The following is a 23,209-nucleotide window of genomic DNA, read 5'->3' as shown; positions in this document are numbered from 1 at the left end:
TCACAGGTCCTCGGTCAGGATGAAAGTGGGGTTGTCGGTAAACTGGCCGAACGCGGCGGCGACCTTCTGGAATTCGGGATCGGACACGTCGGCGACGAAGCCGTCCATCCCGTGAATATCGATCACCTCGATGTAATCGTAGGGCGGTTTGGCGTCGGACCCGAACAGGCCGGTGGCGCGATGGACGGTGAACGAGGCCACGCTGGGCAGGGCATTGACCCCGGGAATGTCGGATCCGCGCGCCCACGACTCATAGTCCTCGCGGCTTGCGCCCTCCTTGAGGTTGAACAGGCAGACGATGCGCATGACGGGCTCCTTTCAGACGGCAACGAGCGGCGGGGTGGAGCCGCCGAGGGCAGGTTCGAGACGGCGGGCGAGAGCGATCAGCGCCGCCTCGCTCCCTTGGGGGCCGATGAGCTGGATGCCGACCGGAAGACCCTCGCCGTCGCGGCCCGCCGGGCAGGCGAGGGCAGGCAGCCCGGCGACGTTGGCCAGGCCGGTGAACAGCGGCTGGCTCGCCGGTGGGCGGGGGTGTGGGGGAACGCGGCCTGCGGCGCGGTGGGCAGGATCAGCACGCCGTCTTCGCCCAAGGCCTCGCGCAACGCGGCCCGCGTTTCACCGAGCAACGGCGGGTTCGCGGGCAGGGCGAGCGCCGCCTCGATCACAAACGCAAGATCGCGCGAAACGCCGTCGCCGTGCCTGCTCTGGCCGAGTTCCGCGGCGAGCGAACGTCCGATTTGGGCGAACGCGGCCAAACGGATCGCGTCCAGCGAGGCGGGCAGGATGAGATCGGCTGCGGGCAGATCGGTCGCCGCTACGGCCCGCTCATACGCGGCGCGGACAGCGGGTTCGATTTCCACTTGTCCTAATCCGGGCAACACCAGCTTGCGTGTGAAGCCTCCGGAAGGGTGCGAATCCCTCGCCATCACCGCCCAGGCGCGAGCGAGCGTATCGAGATCGCGCGCCAGCGGTCCCACCGCGTCGAGCGAGCGATCGAGCGCGAACAGTCCGTCGTCGGAGACCGCCCCCTCTCCGGGCTTGAGCCCGTAAACACCGCAGTAAGCAGCCGGAATCCGGATCGAACCCAGCGTATCGGTGCCCAGCGCAAGATCGCACAATCCCGCCGCAACCGCCGCCGCGCTTCCCCCGAGGAGCCGCCGGGCGTGTGGCCGGGGCGGTGCGGGTTGTGGGTTCGTCCGTAGAACGGGTTGTCGGTGGTGGAGCCCAGCGCCGCTTCGTGCATGTTGAGCGTGCCGAGGATCGCTGCACCGGCGCCGCGAAGGCGGGCGACCGCCGCGGCGTCCTGCTCGGCTACGACCCCGCGGCGCAGTCCCATCCCCGCGGTCCACGGCAGTCCGCGCACCGCTATGTTGGATTTGACTCCGACGGTGGTACCCGAAAGCGGGCCCTGGCCGAACGCTGCCGAGCGATCGAAATCGACGAACGCACCGAGCGGGGCGTTGCGCGCTTCGAGATCGGCGAAGTCGATCACGGCCTGCGCTCGTCGATCAGCCGCAACGGCTTCTGCCGGACATCGACCTGGGTCGCCGCCGCGGTACCGCCTGGCTCACACAGCGCCACTTCGATCTCCACCCCCAGACCGCGGCGCAGCAAGTCGCTCAATTGCGCCAGGTCGCTCCCGCCGCGGCTTTCGAGCGTAACTTCCATGCTGTCGCGCCCCGCGGCGTCGCGGCGGACGCGGCAAACGTATTCGCCCGTCAGGTCGGCGCGATCCTCGATCAGCGCGGCGACCGCGTGGGGAAAGACGTTGATCCCGCGCAGCTTGACCATGTTGTCGCTGCGCCCCTTGAACCCGGCGATGCGCTTGAACGCGATCTCGCCACGGCCATCGCGTTCGTGGGTTATGTCGTGGGTGTTGAAGCGGATGCAGGGGGCGATGTCGTCCTTGTAGAGGCACGTCACGACCATGTCGCCGGTGCCGCCCGGATCGACGGCGGCGCCGCTATCGACGTCGAGCAGTTCGAGAAAATGCGCGTCTTCCCATACGTATAGCCCATCGCGCTCGGGGCCTTCGCCGGCGATCGATCCGGTATCGCCGACCCCGTACCAGTCGTAGGCCTTCGCGCCAGGCCAGGTGCGCTCGATCGCGGCGCGGTCCTCGGTGCCGAGGTGGCCGATGATCATCCGGATCGAGATGGCATCCTTCAGGCCCTCGCCCTCGGCGACCTCGGCCAGCTTGCGCAAGTAATCGACGAACCCGACCAGCACGGTCGCGCCGAAGTCGGCCATCAGCCGCACCTGCTGGGCCGAGCGGGTCTCGATCCCGGTTCCGGCCGAGAGGAACGTCGCATTGGTGAAGTGCGTGACCGCTTCGCGGATGTAATGCCCGCCGTTTATCATCCCGTGGCCATAGACAGATTGGACCACGTCGTCGGCGCGCAAGCCCATCCAGCGATACATCCGCCCGACCAGCAGGTTGCCGATCTCGCGCCCCTTTGGCCCGAATAGCAGGGGTTGCGGGCGGCCGGTGGTGCCGCTGGTGGTGTGCAAAACCACCGGCGTATCGCCCCGACCGGCGAAATCGCCATACGGAGGGTGCGCCTCGACCGAGGCCATCAGGTCCGACTTGTCGTAGACCGGCAGCTTGGCGATGTCGGCCAGCCCAGCGATGTCGCCCGGTTGGATTCCTTGTGTGCCCCAGAGGCGGCGGTAGAACGGGATTTCCCAGCCCCGCTTCATCAGCTTGCGAAAACGCTCGTCCTGCAGCGCGAACAACTCATCGCGGCTCATCCGGGCATAACGCGCGGTAAAGGCGTCGCCGATGGGATAGGCCGCGAGCAGCTCGCCGATGTCGAAGGTCTCGAAGTAGGTGGGATGGTTCATGCGCGGACCAGATAATCGAGGGGATCGTCGAACAGCCGCGGATCGGCCGATCCCGGCGACAGCGCGCGGCACAACGCATACTTGCGCTCCGCTTCGTCGCCGTAGAGCGGACGTTCGGGTGACCCCAGTGTGGCCGGGACCACCAAATCAAGGCGAGAGCCATCGGTGAAGACGATCTCGACCCGTTGCGGGGCCATGGCGTTGGGGTCCGGATTGCCGTCGTCGACGATCTCGACCTTGGCCGCCAGCACGGCGAGATCGGCACGGGCGAAAGTTTCGGGCGTGAACTCGCGCGGGTCGATCGCGCCCTCGCTCACCACCAGCGCGACGAGGAACGGCAGGCACAGACGGGCATAGGCCGGGGTCATCGCGCGAACCATTGGCCGGGCAACCAGATGCCGGATCAACGACGGCACATGGGCGACGACGCGCTGAACCGGCTTTTCCGGCAACGCCGCCAGCGCACCGAGAACCGCGTGGCTCGCCCGGCCCGAGGGAAACGGTTTCACGCTCAGCTCGGCGATCCGCCACGTGCCCAGGTTCGCGGTATAAGCCGCCAGATCGCCATCCTCGAACAGCGCGAAATGCCCGAACGGACCTTCAAACGGATCGTGCGGCCCGGTCAGGCCGTGCTTGACAAGATCGACCGCTTGAAGCGCCCCGCGCGCGGCATTGGCGAACTGTAGCGGGAGCGCGATCGAACCTTCGGAGTGCGCCTGCATCGTCCCCGCGGCATGGGCGTGGGCGAGCCCGAGAACGTCCGCAAAAGCCCTCGCCTCCAGTCCTTCCAGCCGCGCCACGGCAGCGGCGGCGCCATAGATGCCGGTGATGGCCGGGCGGAAAAAGCGCAAGCCGCTGCGCGCGGCGAGGCCAAGCCCGGCGGCGATGTCCACGCCCACCGCGATCGCCGCAAGCGCCTCTTCGGGATCGCGCGAGCGCCCGGCGCGGTCGAGGGCGGCGAGGACCGCGGGTACTACGGCGGTCATCGCGTGGACCACTGCCCCTTCATGGACCGCGTCCCATTCGAGGCAGTGGATCGCGAAACAGTTGACGTAGGCCGCGCCGTTGGCCGGCAGGCGCGCATCGGCGTCGCCAAGCAGACGGCAGGGGCCGTCTTGGCCCCAGGTCTTGGCCGTTTCGAGCACTCCAGCGGTTCCCGGACCGGTCCACCCCGCCGCGCCCACGGCGAGGGTATCGGCAACGAAGCGCACGGTGGCTTCGCGAACATGCACGGGAAGCCGATGCGCGCTGCTGGCGAATTCGAGCAGGTCGGTGGTTGCGCTCATCGGGCGCAAACCCCATACCCAGGCGCTGAAACGTCCGGACAACTTTCCGGCTGTGGCGGGAGACCGACTTGAGCACCACGGCCGAGCTTGCCGAGCAGCGCGAAATGCCCCGTTATCTGCAATTGGCGAGCGAACTGCGCGGCGAGATCCTCTCGGGCAAGTTTACCGCACGCGATCTGTTTCCGACCGAGAACGAGCTTTGCCAACGCTACGGGGTCAGCCGCTTCACGGTGCGTGAGGCTTTGCGGCGGCTGCAGAACGAAGGCCTGATCGCGCGCCGCCGCGGTTCGGGCACCACCGTTCAGCCCGCCGCGGCAAGGGGGGGACGCTGCACCAGCCGCTCTCGAACGTCGGCGAAATCCTCCAATACGCGCGCGGCTCGAAAGTGGTGTACGCGGTCGCCGGGGCGATGCCGCTGCCGCGCAAAGTCGCGGAACAGACCGACGCCGATGCGACCGCCGATTGGATCTTGCTGCGCGGGGTCCGCCGCCGCGAGGGCGACGCGCTGCCGATCGCGGCCACCGACGCGTATTTCCACGCATCCCTCGCCGACGCCGTCGCCCGCTTCGATCTGGGCGCCAACACCCTGTTCGGTCAGCTCGAGCAACTCGCCGGGATCAGCGTGGGGCGGGTCACCCAGGATATCCAGGCGATCGCCGCCGGAGCCGATATCGCCGATGTGCTGGGTATCCCCCGCCGCGCGCCCGTGCTGCGCATCTTGCGCTGCTACTGGGATGGAGCGGGTCGCATCTTCGAGATTTCGGTCAGTCACCATCCCGGTGACCGTTTCGCGTATTCGATGCACATCGATCTGGACGGCTGAGGCGGTCATCCGCCGCCAAGGCCAGGCACTTTGCCGGGCGTCCATGGGCGGTCGGATGCGAACCGGATCGGCGGTGCGATGTGGTGGCGTCCGTCGGCCGCGATCGTCAGGCCACGCTCCGTGATGTGCGGCTCGTCGAATGCCTCGCGAAAGTCGAGCACAGGGGCGAAGGCGACATCCTTGTCGGCGAACCACTCGATCCATTCGGCGCGGGTGCGGGTGGCGAACGTTTCGCGCAGGAAGGCGATCAGCGGCTCCTGCTCGCCCGCCTCCGCCTCGGCAAACGGGAGCAGGTCCAGCCGTCCGAGCGCGCTCAGCAGGTTGCGGGCGAACTTGAGTTCGCGCGCACCCAGCACGACGTGGTGATCGTCGTGCGTCCGGTACACCTGGTAGAAGGCCGCGCCGCCCAGCGAGCGTTGCCGCGAGGATACCGGCGCGGGTCCGCCCGCGATCGCGCCGCCCGCGGTGTGCGCGCACCACGGCAGCATGCTGTCGAACATCGCGCAGTCGATATAGTCACCCTCGCCGGTCTTCTCGCGCCCGAGCAGCGCCATGAGCACGGCCGCTAGCGCGGTGAGCCCCGCCGCCATGTCCGCCGCGGGCGCGCCGGGGACGGCTGGCGTCCCATCGGCCGCATCGTTGACGCTGAGGAACCCGGCAAGCGCCTGGACCGCCAGATCGTGCGCGGGATGGTGCGCCAGCGCGCCTTGCTGGCCGAACGCCGAGATCGAGCAGTAGACGATCTTCGGATTGAGCTGGCGGACCGTAGCATAGTCGAAGCCCAGCCGCTGCATCACGCCGGGCCGGAAGCCTTCGAGGAACACGTCGGCATCGCGGATCAGGTCGGCCAGCGCCGCCTTTCCGGCCTCGGTCTTGAGATCGAGGACGACGCTCTCCTTGCCCCGGTTGAGGTTCGCGAACCACACCGAGTGCCCGTTCTCGAACGGCGCCTGGCTCCGCGTCGGATCGCCGCCTGCGGGCTCGATCTTGATCACGCGCGCGCCGTGGTCGGCCATCATCACGCTGAGCATCGGGCCCGGCAGGAACTGGCTGAGATCGACGACGGTGATGCCGGAAAGTTTGCCCATGGGCTCAGACCACCCCGGCGGCGCGCAGCCCCGCGATGGCGTCTGCGTCGTAGCCCGCATCGCCGAGAATCGCGTCGCTGTCGGCGCCCAGCAAAGGGGCCGCCCGGTTGGGCAGGCGCTCGCCGTCCAGCTTCAACGGGTTCGCTAGCACCGCAAGATCGGCGCGGTCCGGGTGCGAGATGGTCTCGCGCATCCCGATCGTCTCGAGCCAGGGGTTGTCCAGCGCTTGGCCCAACCCGTTGACCGGGGCGATGGGGATCGCTCCCGAAAGCAGTTCCAGCCAGTGTGCCACCGGAGCCTGGGAGAAGATGCCGTCGAGCACCGCGGTCAAGGCATCGCGATGGGCCAGGCGATCGGCATTGCCACGAAACCGCGGGTCTTCGCCAAGTTCGTTGTGGCCGATCTTGTCGATCATGATCGTCCAGAACTTGGGCAGTTGGCACATCACGAACAACCAGCCGTCGGCGGCGCGAACCATCTGGCTGGGGGTTGCGCTGGGATGCGCCGAGCGGGGAGTGCGGACCGTCTCGTCGCCCTCGTTCATGTACCACAGCGCCGGATAGCTGGTCTGGTGGACAGCCGCGGAAAGCAGGTCGGTATCGACGTCCCGGCCGATGCCGCTGCGCTGCGCATCGACCAATGCGGCGAGGAAGCCCGTGGCCAGAATCGTGCCGGTGATGAAATCGACCATCGACAGGCCCATTCGCTGCGGCTCCCCCGCCGGATCGCCGGTCAGCGCGCAATAGCCGGCTTCGGCCTGCATCAGGTAGTCGTAGCCCGGCCAACGCCTGCGAGCATTGTCGCGGCCGTAGGCGGACAGATGGGCGCACACGATCGCCGGGTTATGGTCCTTGAGCGCCGCGTACGTCAGGCCCAGCCGCGCGGGCAGATCGCCACGCAAGTTGTTGACCATGCCGTGCGAGCGGGTGAGCAAGCGGTGCAGCACCGCCTGGCCCTCGGGCCGAGCAAGGTCGAGCGTCAGCGATTTCTTGTTGAGGTTGAAGCTTTGAAAATACAGGCTTTCGTCCTGGCGCAGAAAGTGCGGGCCGACCGCGCGCGCGGTATCGCCGCCGCCCTTGCCGTCCTTGTGCGGCGGCTCGATCTTGATCACCTCGGCCCCGAGCTGGGCAAGGAACATCGTGCCATACGGCCCGGCGCCGTACTGCTCGGCGCTGACTATGCGGAAACCCGAAAGCGGGAGGTGCAGAGCGCTCACGCAGGGTTCCGTTTAACCCACTGCTTGGAAATGATCATACGTTGCATCTCGTTGGTGCCTTCGCCGATGCACATCAGCATCGCATCGCGATAGAACCGCTCGATGTCGTATTCCTTGGAATAGCTGTAGCCGCCGTAGATCCGCATCGCGTCCTGGCTGTTCTCGACCGCGGATTCGGAGGCGAAGAACTTGGCCATTCCCGCTTCCATGTCGCAGCGTTCGCCACGGTCATAGGCTTCGGCCGCGTCGAGGGTGAGCAGGCGCGCGGCGCGGGCGCGGGTGACCATTTCGCCGATCTTGAGCTGGATCGCCTGGTGCTCCGCGATCGGCTTGCCCATCGTCTGGCGTTGCTGGGCGTATTCGGTGGCGAGGCGCAGGCTGCCTTCGGCCAGGCCCACCCCGCGCGCGGCGACGTTGATCCGGCCCAGTTCGAGGCCCCCCGTGGCCTGGAAGAAGCCCTGGCCTTCGACGCCTCCGATCAGCTGGTCGGCGGGGACGCGGTAGTCTTCGAAGATCAGCTCGGCACTGTCGATCGCCTTGTACCCGAGTTTGTCGAACTTCTTGCCGGTGCTGAATCCCTCTCTCTTGTCCGCGATCAGCAGGCTCATTCCCTTGTAGCGCGGATCGGCATCGGGATCGGTCTTGACCAGCAGCGCGAAGACCGAACCGTTCAGGGCATTGGAAATCCAGGTCTTGGTGCCGCTGACCACGTAATGGTCGCCGTTGCGCCGCGCGACCGTGCGGATCGCCTGGAGATCCGTCCCCGCGTTGGGCTCGGTCAACGCGAGGCCGGCGCGGATTTCGCCGGTGGCGAGTTTGGGCAGCCACCTTGCCTTTTGCGCGGGGGTGCCGAAGCGTTCGACGGCCGCGGCCATGATCAGATGCGAGTTGAAGATGCCGGTCAGCGCCATCCAGTACGAGGAAATCCGCATGACGATCTTGGCATAGGTCGTCGCAGGTAGGCCGAGCCCGCCGTATTCCTGCCCGATCGTTGCCCCGAACAGGCCCATCTCGGCCATTTCGGCTACCAGCTTCTCGGGCCAGATGTCGTTGTGATCGTGGTGCATGACCACCGGGATCACCGAGCGTTCGAGCCAGCGGTCGACGGCGTCGAGAAAAGCCTGTTCCTCGGCGGGATCAATGGTGCGGCCCTGGTCGGCCATGATGGGGGAAGCGGCGGTCGCCACGGAAGTCTCCTCAGTCGTCCACGGGGCCAAAGCCCCGCTTCCACACCAGAACGGTGCGCTTGTAATGGCTCACGATCACCCCATCCTGGTTTTTGGCGATGGTCTTGAAGGTCACGATGCCTTGGTCGGGGCGGCTCTTGCTCTCGCGCTTGTCGAGCACTTCGCTCTCGCAATAGAGCGTGTCGCCGACGAACAGCGGGTGGACCATTCGGACCTCGTCCCAGCCCAGGTTGGCCACCGCCTTGGCGCTGGTGTCGGACACGCTCATCCCGGTCATCAGCGCGATCGTCAGCGGGCTGACCACCAGCGGCTTGCCGAACTCGGTCTTCTTGGCGAACTCGTAGTCGAAATGCGCCGGATGCGTGTTCATCGTCAACAACGTGAACCAGACATTGTCGGCATCGGTGATCGTACGGCCCGGACGATGCTCATAGACATGGCCGACAACGAATTCCTCGAAGTTGCGGCCAAACACCTCGCGGAAACGGCCAGGCGCAACTTCTTTGACTGCTTCACGCATTCTCCAACATTCCCTTCTTGGCGAGGACGGCGCGGTAGCGCTTGACGATCGGCGCCTCGAGCATCCGACCCTTGAACCGGATCGCCCGCTCGCCGCCGTCACGATAGGCGGCGAGCGCTTCGATTGCTTCGGCCACCTCTGCGTCGGACGGAGCGAAGGCGGTTTCGATCGTGGCGATCTGCGATGGATGGATGGCCGCTTTGGCCGAAAATCCCAGGGCTTTGGCGCGCTCGCATTCCCCGGCCAGCCCGGCGGCATCGTCGAGCGCGACCCAGGGGACGTCGATGGCCGGGACACGTGCCTCGGCACAGGCCAGGATCAGCGCCCCGCGCGCCGCCAGCAGCGGCTCCCAGGCGATCGCGACGCCCAACTCTCCGGCGAAATCCGCCCCGCCAAACATCACCGCGGCGACATTCGGCGCCTGCGCGATCGCCAGAGCGTGACGCAAGCCCCGCGGCGTTTCGATCAGCGGGATAAGCTCCGGGCAGCGCTCGCCCAGCGCGGCGGACACCGCATGCAATTCATCGACGGTCTCGACCATCGGGACCAGAACGACCGGAGGCAGGATTTCGGCGGCGGCGAAGGAAGCCAGATCGGCGGCCCCGGCCGCGGTCGGCACGGCGTTGATCCGGATCGCCAGATCGGTGCGATCCCGCCCCGCCTCGGCGAGCGCGGCCGCGCGTGCGGTGTCCTTGTCGACTGCTGCTACCGCATCCTCCAGATCGACGATCGTCAGCCCCGCCCCTGCCGCGCGCGCCTTGGCGAAGCGATCGGGGCGCGAGCCGGGAACGAAGAGCAAGCTGCTGGCCGCGAACATGGTATACCGAATCCCCTTCGAACGGCCAACCGTTCAACTTTGGACTTCACAATTTGTCCGGACAACTTTAAAGTCAAGCCGAAAGCGCCACTGGGCGCCCTTCAGGGAGATTGACAGCCATGTTGACCGCACTTCGGACAAGTGTCGCACTTCGCATAGGCGTTTGTATTGCCGCCGTGGCTTTGAACGCCACGCCAGCGATCGCACGCAAGCTGGATCCGGCGGTGCCGGCCGACGCGCTCGAACTCAACAAGCGAGTGGGCTGCGGCGAAGCGGACGGCAAGCCCGCGGTCTACTACTGGTCGGGCAAGATCTATTCGCGCGTCGATGGTGAGCCGGACAAGCTGCTGTTCAATGGCGAAGGGATGAACGTGCGCCAATGCGTCGCGGTTACCGACCCGCAGCGGGGCAAGGGTTATCGTCACGTCAGCCGCGAGGTGATGTTCTTCACCGATCCGGTCACCGGCAAGATCATTCGCGAGTGGAAGAACCCGTGGACTGGCGAGACCGTGCCGGTGATGCACATCAACAACGATCCGGTGAACGCGCGCCCCAGCTTCCCGATTTCCGCCGACGGCAAGCCGGCGACGATCAGCCTGCAGACCGTGGGCGACTATACCCAGCTTCGTTCCGAAGCGCCGCTGTTCTACAAGAATCCGCTGGCGGGCGAGTATCAGGACTTCGTCGGCGGCAGCTATCACGCGATGGAAATCTTCGATTTCACCATGCCCACCAATGAGCTGTTCGATACCAGGTTCGCCACGGTCTATCCGTCGGTCGCCTGGGTACGGATTTCGCGGTGGATGCCGTGGATGAAGATGGGTGACCGCCAGGGCCAGATCGTGTTCAATGCGATGGGCGCCAAGCTGAAGAGCTACGACCTTCTTCCCGCCGTGATCAAGGACGAGATCGCCGCCAACTATCCGATCTATACCGCGCCGCCCCCGGGCGACGATCCGCGTCCCAATGCGACCACCTGGACCGTGTTCAAGGCGCAGGTCGATGCCGCGCGGGCCAAGGCCGACGGAAAATAGACAAAGCCGCAAACGGCCCATGAAAAAGGCCCGGCGGAGTGGTTCCGCCGGGCCTTTTTATTTGCGGCCCTGAAGCTTGAAGCCGCGTCAGAACCCGGCGCTGAAGATCACACCGACCCGCCGGCCAGGACGTAGCCCGGCGATGAAGTTGCGGCGCAGATCGTTGTTGGCGTCGGCATAGCGGATGATCTGGGCGATCGCGTCCTCGTCGAACAGGTTCTTGACGTAGGCCTGGATCTTGAAGCGGTCGTTCTGGACGCCAAGCCGTGCATCGACCACCGTCGACCCGCCGGTTTCAGCGAAGTTGAGCACCTGATCGAAGCTCGACGAGACCATGCTGACGTTGGCGCCGGCGAACACAGTCCAGTCGCTGCCGCCCACAGGCTGGCGCCAGTCGACATCGACGAACGCGGTGTGCTTGGGCGCGCGCGGAATGCTCTTGCCCTTGATCGACCCGAACTTCGATTGGCATCCCGCGATGTCGGTGAACTGATCGCCCTGCGAGCAGTTGACCAGCCCGTCGTCCGCCACGTCGAAGATCAGGCCGAGATTTTCATCGCTGCCGGCGGTGAATTGCGCATCGACGTAGGAATAGTTCGCGGTCACCGTGAAGTTGCGGCTCGGACGCATCAGCAGCTCGAGCTCGGCGCCGTTGACCCGGGCATTGCCGCCGTTGCGGGTCAGCGACACCTGGTTGGGCGGAACCGAGATATTCTGGGTGATCTGATAGCCTTTGACTTTGGTGTGGTAGACCGCGAGATTCGCCGTGAGCTGGCCGTTGAGGAACTGGTTCTTGCTGCCCAGCTCGTAGGTCTTGTTGTCTTCGGGATCGAACGTGGGAAAGCCCGCAACGATTGCCTGATTGGAGTTGAACCCGCCAGGCTTTTGGCCTTCAGCGTAGACCGCATAGAGCAGATGATCGCGGCTCGCCTGCCAGCTCGCGGTGAAGCGCGGGGTGAATTCCTTGAACGTCTTTTGGACGACGCGCGGACACAGGTTGGTTGCCGTCACCACGCAGGCGGAGCCGTTGTTGACGGTGACGGTCGTTTGCCGGATCTTTTCCGCGGCGTAGCGGCCTTCCGCGCTCAGCGAGAAGCCCTCGGCGACATCGAACGTGACCGAGCCGAACACCGCCTTGTTGGTGACGTCGAAGAAGTTGGTGTTGCGCGATTCGGGCAAGCTCGCCGCAGTGATGGTCAGCGGCGTTGTCGAGGCGCAGTATGACAGCTCGGCGCACAGCCGCGCCCGGGCTGCATCGGCATTGGCCTGCGCCAGCGCGAGCGAGCCCGGGGGCACGACGCGGGTGTCGCTGGAATCGTCCGACTGGTCGAAGTAGTAACCACCGACCAGCACATGCAGCCGGTCGTTGTCGTAGGCCAGTCTCAGTTCCTGCGAAACGTCCTTGGTTTCGACGTGGTTCGAAAACGTGAAGTCCTGCACCGAGGTCGACAGCAGCGTCACGTTGCGCGTGCGCGGCGGACCCGCAGGAGTGGTCTGGAAGCCCGGCGTGTAGGCGAAGATCACAAGGTTGAAGCTGTTGCCTGAGTAGTCGCCGTCGGTCTTGTTGTTGGCGGTGCGCTTGTTGTAGCCGGTCAGGGAAGTCAGCGTGAGCTGGTCGGTCAAATCGTAGTCCATGCGGAACGCGCCGTTGAAGGTGCGCGCCTCCAGCCCGACGTTCTGGGGATCGACGAACTGGCGCTTATAGTCGCTGCTCGGCGTCTGCGGGTGGATCACCCCGCAGAAGTAGCGCCCGCGTCCGCGATAGAGATTGCCGTTGTCGTTGAAGCAGTTGTTGGCGTTGGCGCTCTGCGAGAAGATCGCAGGCTGGCCGTCGTCGGTGTCGTTGTAGTTGGCGCGCAAGGAGGCGCGGAACGGGCCGCCGTTGTCGAAACGGATGTTGCCATAGGCCGACTTGGTCGATTGCTTGCCGAGGCGGCTGCCGTCGTAAGCGTTCTTAAACTCGCCCTTGTTATCGTAATAGCGCGCGCCCAGCGCTATGCCGAGGCCATCGGCGAGCGGCCCGCGCACCCCGGCGGTGAACTCGTAGCGGTCGTGCTCGGAAATGTCGGCTTGGACGCGTCCAGTCCATTCCTTGCTCGGCATCTTGGAGATGAGATTGATCGCGCCCGAATAGGTGTTGCGACCGTAAAGCGCGGATTGCGGACCCTTGACCACCTCGATCCGTTCGATGGTGTCGACGTCGTAGTCGGCCAGGCTGCCCGAATAGTAGATGCCGTCGATGAAGTAGGCGACGCCCGAAGAACCGAGGATGTTCGCCTGCCCGCGGATCACCGGGCGGTTGGCGTCACGTCCGAAGGTGTCGTCGAACACCAGCCCGGGTGTAGTCTTGGCGATGTCGGTTAGGTTGTCGAGGCCGAGCCGGTCGATCGTATCGGCGGTCGCGACGGAAACCGTGGTCGGCGCATCCTGGAGGCGTTCCTCCTGCTTGCGCGCGGTGACGATGATCTCGTTGCTGTTGTCGGCGGTCGATTCGTCTGCGGGTGCCTCCTGGGCCCAGACGGACCCGGCAAATCCCAGCCCCGTCGCCAAAATCGTCGCGCCCAGCAGCGCCGCGCGGCCAATAGTCATGATTCCCTCCCTCAAGGTCCAGCGCGCACTGGTTTCCATCGGTATACAAAATTTGTCCAGACAAATTTTGTATACCAGAAGTGTCTCGGCCGACTGTGGCAATGGTGCAACTCTGCCCGGTCAGGGGATCGCCTTGGTTACGCCGAGGTAGGACGTGGCGACGAGCAGCAGGTAGGTCGCCCAGACCCAGATCCGGGTGCGGTCCATCGTCCGGCGCAGCGGCACTTCGGTGGCGTCGCTCGACCCATCGCGGAGAACCGCAGCGAGTTGCCCGCCGACCGGCTTGAAGCTGACGTCGATCATGATGGCGGCGACGAAGATCAGGCCGAACAGCAACGCTTTCCAGGCCAGCCAGCCGACCGCGATCGGCCATCCAGAGCCAAGCGACAGGCCGCCCAGCCACAGGTAGAAGGCGGCCAGCAGATAGCGGATCCAGCCTTCTATCCGACGGTTGCGCGCCGCGCGCGGGGTCTGGTCATGTTTGTGCGCGTCCCACACGAGGCCCAGCCAGACGCCACCGATGGCCCATCCGGCTGCGACCAGCCAGCCGGGCACCTGCCACCAGCCGCCCGCCGCCGACACGCTGAGCGACAGCGGCACCATGAGCGCCCAGGCGGTGCGCGGGGTCATGTCGATCAGCACCAGCAGCTTGAGCAGTGCGAGGCGCTGGTCGAGCGTGTAGAGATGCCGCTTGCGAAAATGTTGGCCAAGTAGGAACACGCCTACGTCCGCCCCCAGCCACAGCACGAACAGCAGCAGGTGGACGTAGACCAGCGTCGGGTAGGCGAGATCGGCTAAGGTCATCGAATGGCTCCGAGATGCGCCAGGGCGCGTGCGATATGTCCGGACAAATCACATTTCACCTGTTGACAAAAGCGAAAATGTCCGGACAAATTGGCGGCCTGGGGATGGCCGCGAACAAGGTTGCTCCGGCGAGGACGAGGGGCCTCGAAACAGCGTTGACAGGGAAGGAAATTCGCAATGGTTCGAACCATATTGCTGGCCTCCGCCGCGATCCTGGCAATTCCGACGCTAGCGCACGCTCAGTCCGCTCCGGCCCAGGCCGGGGACCAGCCGCAGGCGGAAGCCACCGACGATTCGCGGGTCGGCGAAATCGTCGTCACCGCGCAGCGCCGCGAGGAAAGCGTCCAGAACGTGCCGATCGCAATCAGCGCGTTCACCGCCGAGCAGCTCGAGCGCCAGGGCGTGTCCAACGCGCTTCAGATTGCGCAGTTCGTGCCCAACCTGACCGCGCAGAACAACACCGGGCTGGGCAGCGCAAACGCCTATTATCTGCGCGGGCTGGGCAGCACCGAGACGATCCCGACGTTCGATCCGCCGGTCGGCACTTATGTGGACGACATCTATCTCTCGCGCCAGAACGCCAACAACCTGTCGTTGTTTGATGTCGAGCGGGTCGAGGTGCTGCGCGGGCCGCAGGGCACGCTGTTCGGACGCAACACCACCGGCGGCGCGATCAACGTGATCATGCGCCAGCCGGGCCACGAAATCGGCGGCTACGCCGAAGTCGGCTATGGCCGCTTCGAGAAAAAGCTGGCGCGCGGATCGATCGACCTGCCGCTGGCCGATACGTTCTCGATCAAGCTCTCGGGATACTGGCAGGACGACAAGGGCTACGTAAAGAACACCACCACCGGCGAGCGGCTCAACGACGACGACGGCTGGGGCGCGCGACTGGGGGTGAGGGGCGAGCTGAGCCCGGACGTGACCTGGAACGGCAGCTACATGCACGTCGTCAACGACAGCGACTATCTGCTCAATTTCGAGTGCGATCCGCGCGCGCCAAGCAATTGCAACGGCCGGTTCGCCACCACAGGATACCGCGAGCACCCAACCGGCGCTCCGGTCTTCGCCGGCCGCTTCACCGGCCGCAAGCAGAACTACCCGCTGGGCAACAACACCGACACCGATCTGGTCACCTCGAAGTTCGACATCGGCATCGGCGAGAACGCCACCCTGAGCCTGATCACCGGTTACCTCAGCCAGGTCCAGCAGTACGGTCTCGACTTCTTCGACGGGCGTTCCTCGCCCACCCTGGCGGTCCCGAGTCCCGCGGTGCTCGGCTTGGCCACGGGGGGCTTCACCTTCGTGTCCGACCAGCAGTCCGAGCAGTTCACCCAGGAAATCAAGCTCAACGGCTCGCTCGGCGATGGCCTGATCGATTACGTGACCGGGGCCTATTACCTGAAAGAAAATGTCCGCGACGACTTCGGCGATTTCTTCGGGACGCTCAACCTGGTGCTCGCCGACCGCATCCTGCGCAACTCGACCAAGGCTCTAGCCGGGTACGCCCAGGCCGACCTCAACCTTGGCCAGTTCAAGTTCACCGCCGGGGTGCGCTACACCGACGAGACCAAACGGCTCGGCTTCCACGACAACCGCGCTTCTTGCCAGGCGGTCGTCGGCCCGACCTGCCTCGATACCCGCAACCTGATTGTGCCCGCCAACGGCACCACCGTGCCCGTCGCGGTGCCGATCCCGACCAAGCTTTCGACCAAGCTGTGGACCCCGCGGTTCGCGATCAACTGGAAGCCGAACAACGACATCCTGCTGTTCGCCAGCGCCACCCGCGGGTTCAAGTCGGGTGGCTGGAACGCGCGCGAGACCGCGCCGTCGCGGATCCTGCCGTTCGGACCGGAAAAGGTCTGGAGCTACGAGATCGGCGCCAAAACCGAACTGTTCGACCGCCGCCTTCGCGCCAACGTCACTGCCTTCCAACTGGATGTGACCGATCTTCAGGTGCTGTCGGGCATCCTCAACCCGACGACCGGGGCGCTAACCTTCATCACCCGCAATCCCGCCAACTATCGCAACCGCGGGGTCGAGGTGGAACTGACTGCGGTGCCGGCGGAAGGCCTCAACCTCTTCGTCAACGTCGGCTATTCGGACGACAACTATCGCCTAAAGAAGAACGTCCCGGCCTTCGACCAGTACGGCATCCAGTCGATTGTCGCGCAACAGGCTGCGTGCAAGCAGGCGCTGGCCGCGGGCAAGGTTCCGACCGGACCGAACACCCCGGCGACCCAGCCCTCGATCGCCGCCTGCGCCTCGTCGATCGTGACCGCGCAAGGCACCATCGCGGAGCCGGTGCGCACCCCGGACTGGACACTTTCTCTGGGCGGCAGCTACCGCGCCGAATTTGCCGGAGGCTGGGCCCTGACCCCGTCGGTGGCGGCGAGCTATCACTCCAAGCAGGAGGTGGCGACCTCGAACCTGACCTTCTTCACCGGGTCGATCTCGGGCGTCAACCAACCCGCCACCGGGCCGTTTCCGGTCAACCCCAACAGCGGCGACATCATACTGGGGTCGCGCTCGCTGGCGGCGTGGCTGGTCAACGCCAGCCTGGCGCTGAGCACGCCCGAGGACCGGATCCGTTTTTCGGTCGAATGCACCAACTGTCTGGGCGAGAGCTTCTTCCAGTCTGCGCTGGCCAACTACAACTACCTGAACCAGCCGATGACGTGGATGGTCAAGGCGCGCTACAACTTCTGATGCGCGCGTTCCAAAGCCTGCCGGCGCGGTCGGGGCGGATCGCCTATCGTCACCGCGACGGCAGGCTTTGGGGCGAGGAGACGTGGTCGCTGACTCGCGACGCCAAGGGCAATCGCTGCCTGACCGCGCATTGCGAGATGGCGTTCGGCAGCGACGACGTCGTGCGCGACAGCATCCTCGCGGTCGACGCCGAATTCCAGCCGCTCGAGGCCTATGTCCGGATCCTCAACCACGGCGTGCCGACCGGCTCGGGCTGGTTCCGCTTCGCTGGCGACGAGGCCGAGGGCGAAAGTTTCAGCAACGATGCCGGACGGCTCTCGCAGCGGATGGCGATCGAGCGGCCGATGCGCGGCTTCGGCATCCACGCGCTGATGGGCGACGGTTGGCTTTCTGCGACGTTTCCTTTCGCGAAAGGTCCTGGCACCGAGCATTTCTTCGGGCGCAATCTGCTCCACAGCCTGCATCACTTCGGCGCCAGCGGACCGCGACTGGAAGTTTCCACCAGCGGCCTGCGCTACGAGGCGCGCGAAACGATCACGGTCCCCGCGGGTACGTTCGACTGCCATCGCGTGGCGTTCGTCGGCATGACCAACGCGCACCCGCCCTACGTGATGTGGATCAGCGCCGACGGCGATTTTCTCTACGTTCGCGGTGTGGTCGAAGGGTACATGGATTCGGTCTTCGAGCTGGAGGAATTGCGCGGATGAGCAGCGGTGGCGAATTCCGTCGAGGGTGGAAGCCGCTCGCCGCCGGGATAGTCGGGGTCGCTTGCGGGGCCTCGCCGCTGCCGTTCAATTCGATCGGTTTCGTTCTCGCTCCGATCCACGCGGAGACCGGATGGAGCTTTGCCGAAATCAGCGGCGCGATCACCATCTACGGGATCGTCGCGGGGCTGTTGGCACCGGTGTTCGGGTCGATGGCCGACCGCTACGGCGTACGCCCGGTGGCGCTGTGGTCGACTTTCACCTTCGCCCTCGCGTTTGCCGCGTTGGGCTTCACCCCGGCCAGCTTGATGGCTTTCTATGGTCTGTGGTTCCTCATCGGACTGGTCGGCATCGGTTCGACCCCGGTGACCTGGAGCCGCGCGGTCAACATGTGGTTCTTCCGCAACCGCGGCCTCGCGCTCGGCATCCTCCTGCTGGGGACCAGTATCGCCGCGCTGATCATCCCCCGCGTCGCGGTGTGGGCGATCGCCGCTTACGGCTGGCGCGGGATGTACATGATCCTCGCGCTGTTCCCGCTGCTGATTTCGCTGCCGGTCGCATACTTGTGGTTCCGTGAGCCGCGGCCCGAGGAGGCCCCGCCAGAGATCGCCGAAGGGGGCCTGCGCGCGGGAATGACCTTGCGCGAGGCGATCCGCAACCGGCGTTTCTGGACGATCTGGCTGTCCATCTTCTGCGTCGCGCTGGCCTATGGCGGGGCGCACATCCACATGCCCGAGATCGTCAAGCAGCACGGCATGACCGCGGCGGACGGTGCAGGGATCATGGGGATGATCGGGATCGCGCTGATGGCCGGGCGGATCGTTACCGGCTGGCTGTTCGACCGCTTCTGGGCGCCGCTGGTGACGCTGCCGATCCTGCTGATCCCCGCGTTTGCCGCATGGCTGTTGCTGGGGACAGGCACCGATCAGACGACGATCTACCTCGCCGCGTTCATGCTCGGCTTCGCCGCGGGGGCAGAGAGTGACGTGATAGCCTATCTCGCCAGCCGCTATTTCGGGCTGGCTCACTACGGCAAAATCTATGGCATGCTGTATATGCCCTTTGGGGTCGCCTCGGCGATCTCGCCGGTGTTTTATGGACGGGTGCGCGACACGACGGGAAGCTATGACGGAATGCTCCAGGTGGCGATGATCTTGTTTGCGGTGGGCGCACTGCTGCTACTGACGCTCGGGCGCTATCCAGCCGCCGTGAGCACGGAGGCCGCGGCGGGACCGGTGCTGGCGGGATGAACACGGTTGCCGCCGATCCGCTCGCCGCACTGCGCGAAATCGCACCCGCTGCAATTGACGACGGTGCGGGTGCGCTCCAGCTGTACAGCCACGACGTCTATGCGACGGGACCAGCGCCGCGCGCGGTGTTTCGCCCAGCGACCGTAGAGGAATTGGCCCAAGGTGTCGCCGCAGCGACCGCCGCGGGCTTGGCCGTGATCCCGCGCGGCGGAGGGATGAGCTATACCGGCGGCTACCTCTCGCCCACGCCGGATTTCATCCTCGTCGATACCGCCGGGCTCGACCGGATCGTCGCAATCGACGAGGCCGACATGACGGTGACGGTCGAATGCGGCGTCACCTGGGATGCGCTGCGCCGCGCGCTCCAACCCCGCGGCTTGCGGGTCAAGGCGTGGGGCACGCTTTCCGGCGTAAACGCCACGGTCGGCGGCGGGATGAGCCAGAACGGGGTGTTCTGGGGCGCGGCCGACGGCAGCGTGGTCGACAGCGCGCTCAGCTTCGATGTGGTGCTTGCCGACGGGACGACAGTATCGACGGGCAGCGGCTTCTTCCGGCCCTATGGCCCCGACCTGACTGGGCTGTTCGCGGCGGATTGCGGCGCGCTGGGGATCAAGGCGCGCGCGACGCTGCGGCTGGTGCGTGAAGGCCAGGGCCTTGCCTATGGGAGCTTCGCGTTCGACGATGCCGCGGCGTTCTTCGCGGGCTTGAGCGCGGTCGCGCGCGAGGGGCTGGCGGCGGAAAGCTTTGGCTTCGACCCGTTCCTGCAAGCCCAACGGATGAAGCGCGACAGCCTGGCGGCGGATGCGAAGAGTCTGGTCGGAATGATGAAGGCGCAGGGCTCGCTCCTGAAAGGGGTCAAGGAAGGTGCGCGAGTGGCCTTGGCCGGGCGCTCGTTCCTCGACGGTGTGCCGTTCAGCCTGCACTGCATCGCCGAACGTCGCCGCCAGAGCGAGGCCGACGCGGACATGGCCGAAATCGCACGGCTCGTCACCCAAGCCGGCGGACGCGCGGTCGAGAACACGATTCCCAAGATCCTGCGCGCCAATCCGTTTCCCCCAGTCAACTCGATGGTCGGTCCGGCGGGAGAGCGCTGGGTGCCGGTGCACGGTTTTCTGCCGCACTCGCGGCTGGTCGAAGGGTGGGACGCGATCCAGGCGCTGTTCGCCGCGCATCGCGCCGAGATGGAGGGGCTGGGCGTGCAGGCCGGGGCGATGCTGGCTGCCGTCAGTCCGCAGGCGTGCCTGATCGAGCCGGTCTTCTACTGGCCCGACGCGCTCAACCCGCTGCATCGCCATGCGGTCGAGGCGGGACATCTGGCCAAGCTCAAGGGCTTTCCGGCGAATCCCGACAGCGCCGCGCTGGTCGATCGCCTGCGCAAGGGAGTGATAGAGGTGTTTGCCACGCTCGGCGCGATCCATCTCCAGATCGCGCGGACCTATCCGCTCAAGGCCAGCCACGATCCCGCCGCGTGGGCGTTGCTAGAGACAGTCAAGCGCCAGCTCGATCCGCGCGGCTTGATGAACCCGGGAAGCCTCGCCCTTTGAACGTTGCGCCCTACGCCGCCGTCGCGATGCAACTTACCGCGCGCTCCACCGAGCGTTGCGCCGATACGGCCGCCGCGCGGGCGCAAATCCTGAGCCACATCGGCGAGATCGAGGGCGCGATCCGCACCGCGGCGATCTTCATCGAACAATACGCCGGACGCCCGGTCAAGCTGGCGGTGCTTCCCGAGTACCTGTTCACCAGCTATCCCGGACGCGTCGGCATCGCCGAATTCGCCGAGCGGGTGGGCTTCGCCGCCGATGGGCCGGAATACGCCGCCCTTGGCGGGGTGGCACAGCGGCTGGGCCTGTTCCTGGCGGGCAACGCCTACGAAAGCGACCGGCACTTTCCCGGCTTTTATTTCCAGACCAGCTTCATCGTCGCGCCATCGGGCAGCGTTGTGCTGCGCTATCGCCGGCTGTTGTCGATGTTCGCGCCGAGTCCGCACGATATCTGGGACGCCTATCTCGACCACTACGGAATCGACGGAGTGTTCCCGGTGGCGCGCACCGAAATCGGCAATCTCGCCTGCGTGGCCAGCGAGGAAATCCTCTATCCCGAGATCGCGCGCGCCTTCGCTTTTCGCGGGGCAGAAGTGCTGTGCCATTCCTCGAGCGAGATCGGCTCGCCGCTCGCCACCGCCAAGGACGTCGCCAAGCGGGCGCGGGCGTGGGAGAGCATGGCCTACGTGGTTTCGGCCAACACCGCGGGCATTTCCGGCACCGTGATGCCGCTCGCCTCGGCCGACGGCAACAGCCAGGTCGTCGGCCCCGATGGCAAGATCCTCGCCCAATCACTGTCGGGCGAGACCTACACCGCGTTCGCAACGCTCGACATCGAAGCCCTGCGCGCCACCCGCCGCACCCCGGCGATGACCAACAGCCTCGCCCGCCAGCGTCCCTCGCTGTTCGCGCCCGTCTATACCGCGGCGAATGGCCAGGCGGGCAACGCGATGCTTCGAGATGGCGAGGCGCAAGTCCCTGAGCGCGGCGATTTCCACCGCATGCAGCAGGCAGTGATCGACACACTCGCCAAAGCCGGAGCGATCTGATGGAGCACCGCAGCGTCACCGGCATGATCCGCTATACCTCGGCCAAACCCGGGATGGAGGGCGCCGAGCGCGGGCGCGAGTGGTTCCGCTTCACCCATCATCGCGACGGCAGCACGGTGATGCGCGCGACCTGCGAGATCGAGGAGCCCGATCCCAAAGTCCTGCGTGACGTGGTGTACCATCTCGGTCCTGGGATGATCCCGCAGCACCTTCAAGTTCAGCTGACCGTCGGCGACTCTTTCATGGGCTCGGGCTGGATGCGCCACGATGCCGCCGGGGGCGTGATCGAGTGCGAAAGCTTCGGCCCTTCGATCGGCCGCGTCTCGCAGCGGGTGGGCACCCAAGGCCCGTTCGACGGCTTCGGCACCCATCCGGTGGTCGGCGACGCCTTTCTCGCCAAGCGCCTCGACTTGTCGCGCGGGCCGCATCGGCGGACCATGCGCTGCTTCCTGCCGTCGCCCGATCACCGCGGCGCCACTCCGCCGCTGATCGCCGAAGTAAGCATTGCGCTCGAATACGTCGGTGAGGAGGAGAAGACGGTCGCCGCGGGCACCTTCCCCTGCCGCCACTTCCGCTTTGTCGACGAGAGCGACGACGGCATGGGAGGCACGCCGCACCCTGATTATGACATCTGGGCCACCGCCGATGACGACTGCATCCTCGTCTACGCCGCAATCGACGGGTACATGATGAACCGCTACGAGCTGGTCGAGCTCGCGCGCTAGACGATTTCGATCAGTACCTTGCCGATATGCGCCCCGCTTTCGAGATGGCGATAGGCGGCGGGAGCTTCGGCGAAGGCAAAGCGGCGATCCACGACCATCTCGATCTTGTGCCTTGCGACCACGTCGAGCGCGGCGGCGAGCATCGCCCGGCTGCCCGAGGCGATGCCCTTGATCGTCAGGTTCTTGCCGATGATCGCGCCTTGGCTGGCCGAAGCGGTCGCCGCAGGCGAGCCGGATAGCGCGCCCAGCGTCCCGATCCGCGCTTCGACCGCGCAGGCCGTGACGGTCTCGGCCAACGCGGGAAAGCCGAGCGTGTCGACCACCACATCGGCGCCGCGCCCGCCGGTGGCCTCGAGCAGCGCCGCCGCCCAATCGGGCCGGGCGCGGTAATCGATCGCATGATCGGCGCCCAGCTCGCGGCATCTCTCCAGCTTGTCCGCACGCGACGAGGTGATCGCGAACTCCGCGCCAAGCGCCTTGCCGAGTTGCAGCGCGAACAGCGAGACGCCGCCGGTGCCCTGTGCCAGCACCAGCTTGCCGGGGCCGGCCTCTCCGAACGCCACCATTGCGTGCCACACCGTCCCCCCGACCACCGCAAGCGTGGCGGCGGTCGCGTCCGAGACGCTGTCGGGCACCGCGATCAGCGAGGTTGCGGGCAAGACGATGGTGTCGGCCAGCCAGCCATCGGCGGTCACCCCCAGATCGTGCCCGAACAGCCCCGGTCCGAACGCCCCGTCTCGCCAGCCGGTGAAGTTCGGCGCGATCACCCGCTGGCCCAGGCTCACCCCGGACACTCCAGAGCCCAGAGCAGCGACCGTGCCCACCCCGTCCGACAACGGAATCCGCGTATCCGGCAGGCCGCTGCCATATTGCCCGGCAAGCACCATCAGGTCGCGATAGTTGAGCCCGGCGGCGGCAACGCGCACCACAACCTCGCCGGGTCCGGGCGCCGGTTCGGGGCGTTCGGACTGCCGCAAGCTGTCGATCCCGCCGCGCGGTCCGATTTCCCAGCAATGCATG

20 protein-coding genes and 2 pseudogenes are annotated in these 23,209 nt (G+C 66.2%); 9 read left to right on the top strand and 13 right to left on the bottom strand.

Annotated features, from left to right (window positions below; translation table 11 throughout):
* The 5 genes and pseudogenes from GKE62_RS07670 to GKE62_RS07650 all read right to left on the bottom strand — a co-directional run bounded on the left by GKE62_RS07670 (window position 1) and on the right by GKE62_RS07650 (window position 4,130).
* Window positions 1–306 carry an REDY-like protein HapK gene (locus tag GKE62_RS07670; RefSeq protein ID WP_154691734.1) on the bottom strand — a complete coding sequence of 102 codons (306 nt, stop codon included), beginning with the start codon at window positions 304–306 and terminating at the stop codon, window positions 1–3.
* A 12-nt stretch (window positions 307–318) separates the two neighbouring features.
* Entirely contained in the window at window positions 319–477 is a 159-nt protein-coding gene (locus GKE62_RS19690; RefSeq protein ID WP_370516091.1) for a hypothetical protein, read from the bottom strand.
* Between the two features lie 491 nt (window positions 478–968).
* A pseudogene (locus GKE62_RS07660) lies at window positions 969–1,492 on the bottom strand (amidase family protein); the annotation flags it as partial.
* Window positions 1,489–2,844, bottom strand: coding sequence for a phenylacetate--CoA ligase family protein (locus GKE62_RS07655; RefSeq protein ID WP_154691732.1), 1,356 nt, complete (start codon window positions 2,842–2,844; stop codon window positions 1,489–1,491). The gene GKE62_RS07655 and the pseudogene GKE62_RS07660, both read right to left, overlap by 4 nt.
* Complete coding sequence (locus tag GKE62_RS07650; protein ID WP_154691731.1) at window positions 2,841–4,130, bottom strand: MmgE/PrpD family protein; 1,290 nt, start codon at window positions 4,128–4,130, stop codon at window positions 2,841–2,843. The genes GKE62_RS07655 and GKE62_RS07650 overlap by 4 nt, the downstream gene beginning before the upstream one ends.
* A gap of 104 nt (window positions 4,131–4,234) precedes the next feature.
* Between GKE62_RS07650 and GKE62_RS18900 the strand changes: the two are divergent.
* Together GKE62_RS18900 and GKE62_RS18895 are read left to right on the top strand one after the other, a co-directional pair.
* A pseudogene (locus tag GKE62_RS18900) lies at window positions 4,235–4,372 on the top strand (GntR family transcriptional regulator); the annotation flags it as partial.
* 143 nt (window positions 4,373–4,515) lie between these two features.
* The gene (locus GKE62_RS18895; RefSeq protein ID WP_230206993.1) at window positions 4,516–4,953 is read left to right on the top strand and encodes a UTRA domain-containing protein; all 438 of its coding nucleotides are present in this window, start codon (window positions 4,516–4,518) and stop codon (window positions 4,951–4,953) included.
* Window positions 4,954–4,958: 5 nt separating this feature from the next.
* Here GKE62_RS18895 and GKE62_RS07640 read toward each other — a convergent pair whose 3' ends face one another.
* The 5 genes from GKE62_RS07640 to GKE62_RS07620 are packed head-to-tail and all read right to left on the bottom strand — an operon-like array spanning window position 4,959 to window position 9,781.
* Entirely contained in the window at window positions 4,959–6,041 is a 1,083-nt protein-coding gene (locus GKE62_RS07640; RefSeq protein WP_154691730.1) for a CaiB/BaiF CoA-transferase family protein, read from the bottom strand.
* Between the two features lie 4 nt (window positions 6,042–6,045).
* Window positions 6,046–7,257, bottom strand: coding sequence for a CaiB/BaiF CoA-transferase family protein (locus GKE62_RS07635; RefSeq protein ID WP_230206992.1), 1,212 nt, complete (start codon window positions 7,255–7,257; stop codon window positions 6,046–6,048).
* Window positions 7,254–8,444, bottom strand: coding sequence for an acyl-CoA dehydrogenase family protein (locus GKE62_RS07630; protein ID WP_230206991.1), 1,191 nt, complete (start codon window positions 8,442–8,444; stop codon window positions 7,254–7,256). Before GKE62_RS07630 ends, GKE62_RS07635 begins: the two co-directional genes overlap by 4 nt.
* Before the next feature lie 10 nt (window positions 8,445–8,454).
* On the bottom strand, window positions 8,455–8,964 hold the full coding sequence (locus GKE62_RS07625; RefSeq protein ID WP_154691729.1) for a MaoC family dehydratase: 510 nt from the start codon (window positions 8,962–8,964) through the stop codon (window positions 8,455–8,457).
* The gene (locus tag GKE62_RS07620) at window positions 8,957–9,781 is read right to left on the bottom strand and encodes a CoA ester lyase (RefSeq protein ID WP_154691728.1); all 825 of its coding nucleotides are present in this window, start codon (window positions 9,779–9,781) and stop codon (window positions 8,957–8,959) included. Before GKE62_RS07620 ends, GKE62_RS07625 begins: the two co-directional genes overlap by 8 nt.
* Before the next feature lie 182 nt (window positions 9,782–9,963).
* Here GKE62_RS07620 and GKE62_RS07615 point away from each other — a divergent pair, with 182 nt between their 5' ends.
* On the top strand, window positions 9,964–10,815 hold the full coding sequence (locus tag GKE62_RS07615; RefSeq protein WP_195908655.1) for a DUF1838 family protein: 852 nt from the start codon (window positions 9,964–9,966) through the stop codon (window positions 10,813–10,815).
* Between the two features lie 87 nt (window positions 10,816–10,902).
* On the opposite strand, the gene GKE62_RS07610 is transcribed toward GKE62_RS07615, so the two are convergent.
* A complete protein-coding gene (locus GKE62_RS07610; protein ID WP_195908654.1) occupies window positions 10,903–13,404 on the bottom strand; it encodes a TonB-dependent receptor in 2,502 nt (833 codons plus the stop codon).
* 120 nt (window positions 13,405–13,524) lie between these two features.
* Window positions 13,525–14,208 (bottom strand): hypothetical protein, encoded by a 684-nt coding sequence (locus GKE62_RS07605; RefSeq protein ID WP_154691725.1) that lies wholly within the window; start codon window positions 14,206–14,208, stop codon window positions 13,525–13,527.
* Between the two features lie 177 nt (window positions 14,209–14,385).
* On the opposite strand from GKE62_RS07605, the gene GKE62_RS07600 reads away from it, so the two are divergent.
* The 6 genes from GKE62_RS07600 to GKE62_RS07575 are packed head-to-tail and all read left to right on the top strand — an operon-like array spanning window position 14,386 to window position 22,189.
* The gene (locus tag GKE62_RS07600; RefSeq protein WP_154691724.1) at window positions 14,386–16,917 is read left to right on the top strand and encodes a TonB-dependent receptor; all 2,532 of its coding nucleotides are present in this window, start codon (window positions 14,386–14,388) and stop codon (window positions 16,915–16,917) included.
* The gene (locus GKE62_RS07595) at window positions 16,917–17,624 is read left to right on the top strand and encodes a hypothetical protein (RefSeq protein ID WP_154691723.1); all 708 of its coding nucleotides are present in this window, start codon (window positions 16,917–16,919) and stop codon (window positions 17,622–17,624) included. Before GKE62_RS07600 ends, GKE62_RS07595 begins: the two co-directional genes overlap by 1 nt.
* Entirely contained in the window at window positions 17,621–18,871 is a 1,251-nt protein-coding gene (locus tag GKE62_RS07590; RefSeq protein ID WP_154691722.1) for an MFS transporter, read from the top strand. The genes GKE62_RS07595 and GKE62_RS07590 overlap by 4 nt, the downstream gene beginning before the upstream one ends.
* Window positions 18,868–20,415, top strand: a complete 1,548-nt coding sequence (locus GKE62_RS07585) for an FAD-binding oxidoreductase (RefSeq protein ID WP_154691721.1) — start codon at window positions 18,868–18,870, stop codon at window positions 20,413–20,415. The genes GKE62_RS07590 and GKE62_RS07585 overlap by 4 nt, the downstream gene beginning before the upstream one ends.
* Window positions 20,412–21,464: a nitrilase-related carbon-nitrogen hydrolase gene (locus tag GKE62_RS07580; protein ID WP_230206990.1), complete on the top strand. Its 1,053-nt coding sequence runs from the start codon at window positions 20,412–20,414 to the stop codon at window positions 21,462–21,464. The genes GKE62_RS07585 and GKE62_RS07580 overlap by 4 nt, the downstream gene beginning before the upstream one ends.
* Window positions 21,464–22,189, top strand: coding sequence for a hypothetical protein (locus tag GKE62_RS07575; RefSeq protein ID WP_154691720.1), 726 nt, complete (start codon window positions 21,464–21,466; stop codon window positions 22,187–22,189). The genes GKE62_RS07580 and GKE62_RS07575 overlap by 1 nt, the downstream gene beginning before the upstream one ends.
* Here the strand turns inward: GKE62_RS07575 and GKE62_RS07570 are convergent.
* Window positions 22,186–23,208, bottom strand: a complete 1,023-nt coding sequence (locus GKE62_RS07570; RefSeq protein WP_154691719.1) for an NAD(P)-dependent alcohol dehydrogenase — start codon at window positions 23,206–23,208, stop codon at window positions 22,186–22,188. The two genes, GKE62_RS07575 and GKE62_RS07570, sit on opposite strands and share 4 nt — an antisense overlap.
* Between the last annotated feature and the right edge of the window lies 1 nt (window position 23,209).

Source organism: Novosphingobium sp. Gsoil 351, assembly GCF_009707465.1.
In the GTDB taxonomy this organism is placed as follows: domain Bacteria; phylum Pseudomonadota; class Alphaproteobacteria; order Sphingomonadales; family Sphingomonadaceae; genus Novosphingobium.
The sequence above is the reverse complement of the archived record's forward strand: the minus strand, read 5'-3'. Positions and strand labels throughout refer to the sequence as shown.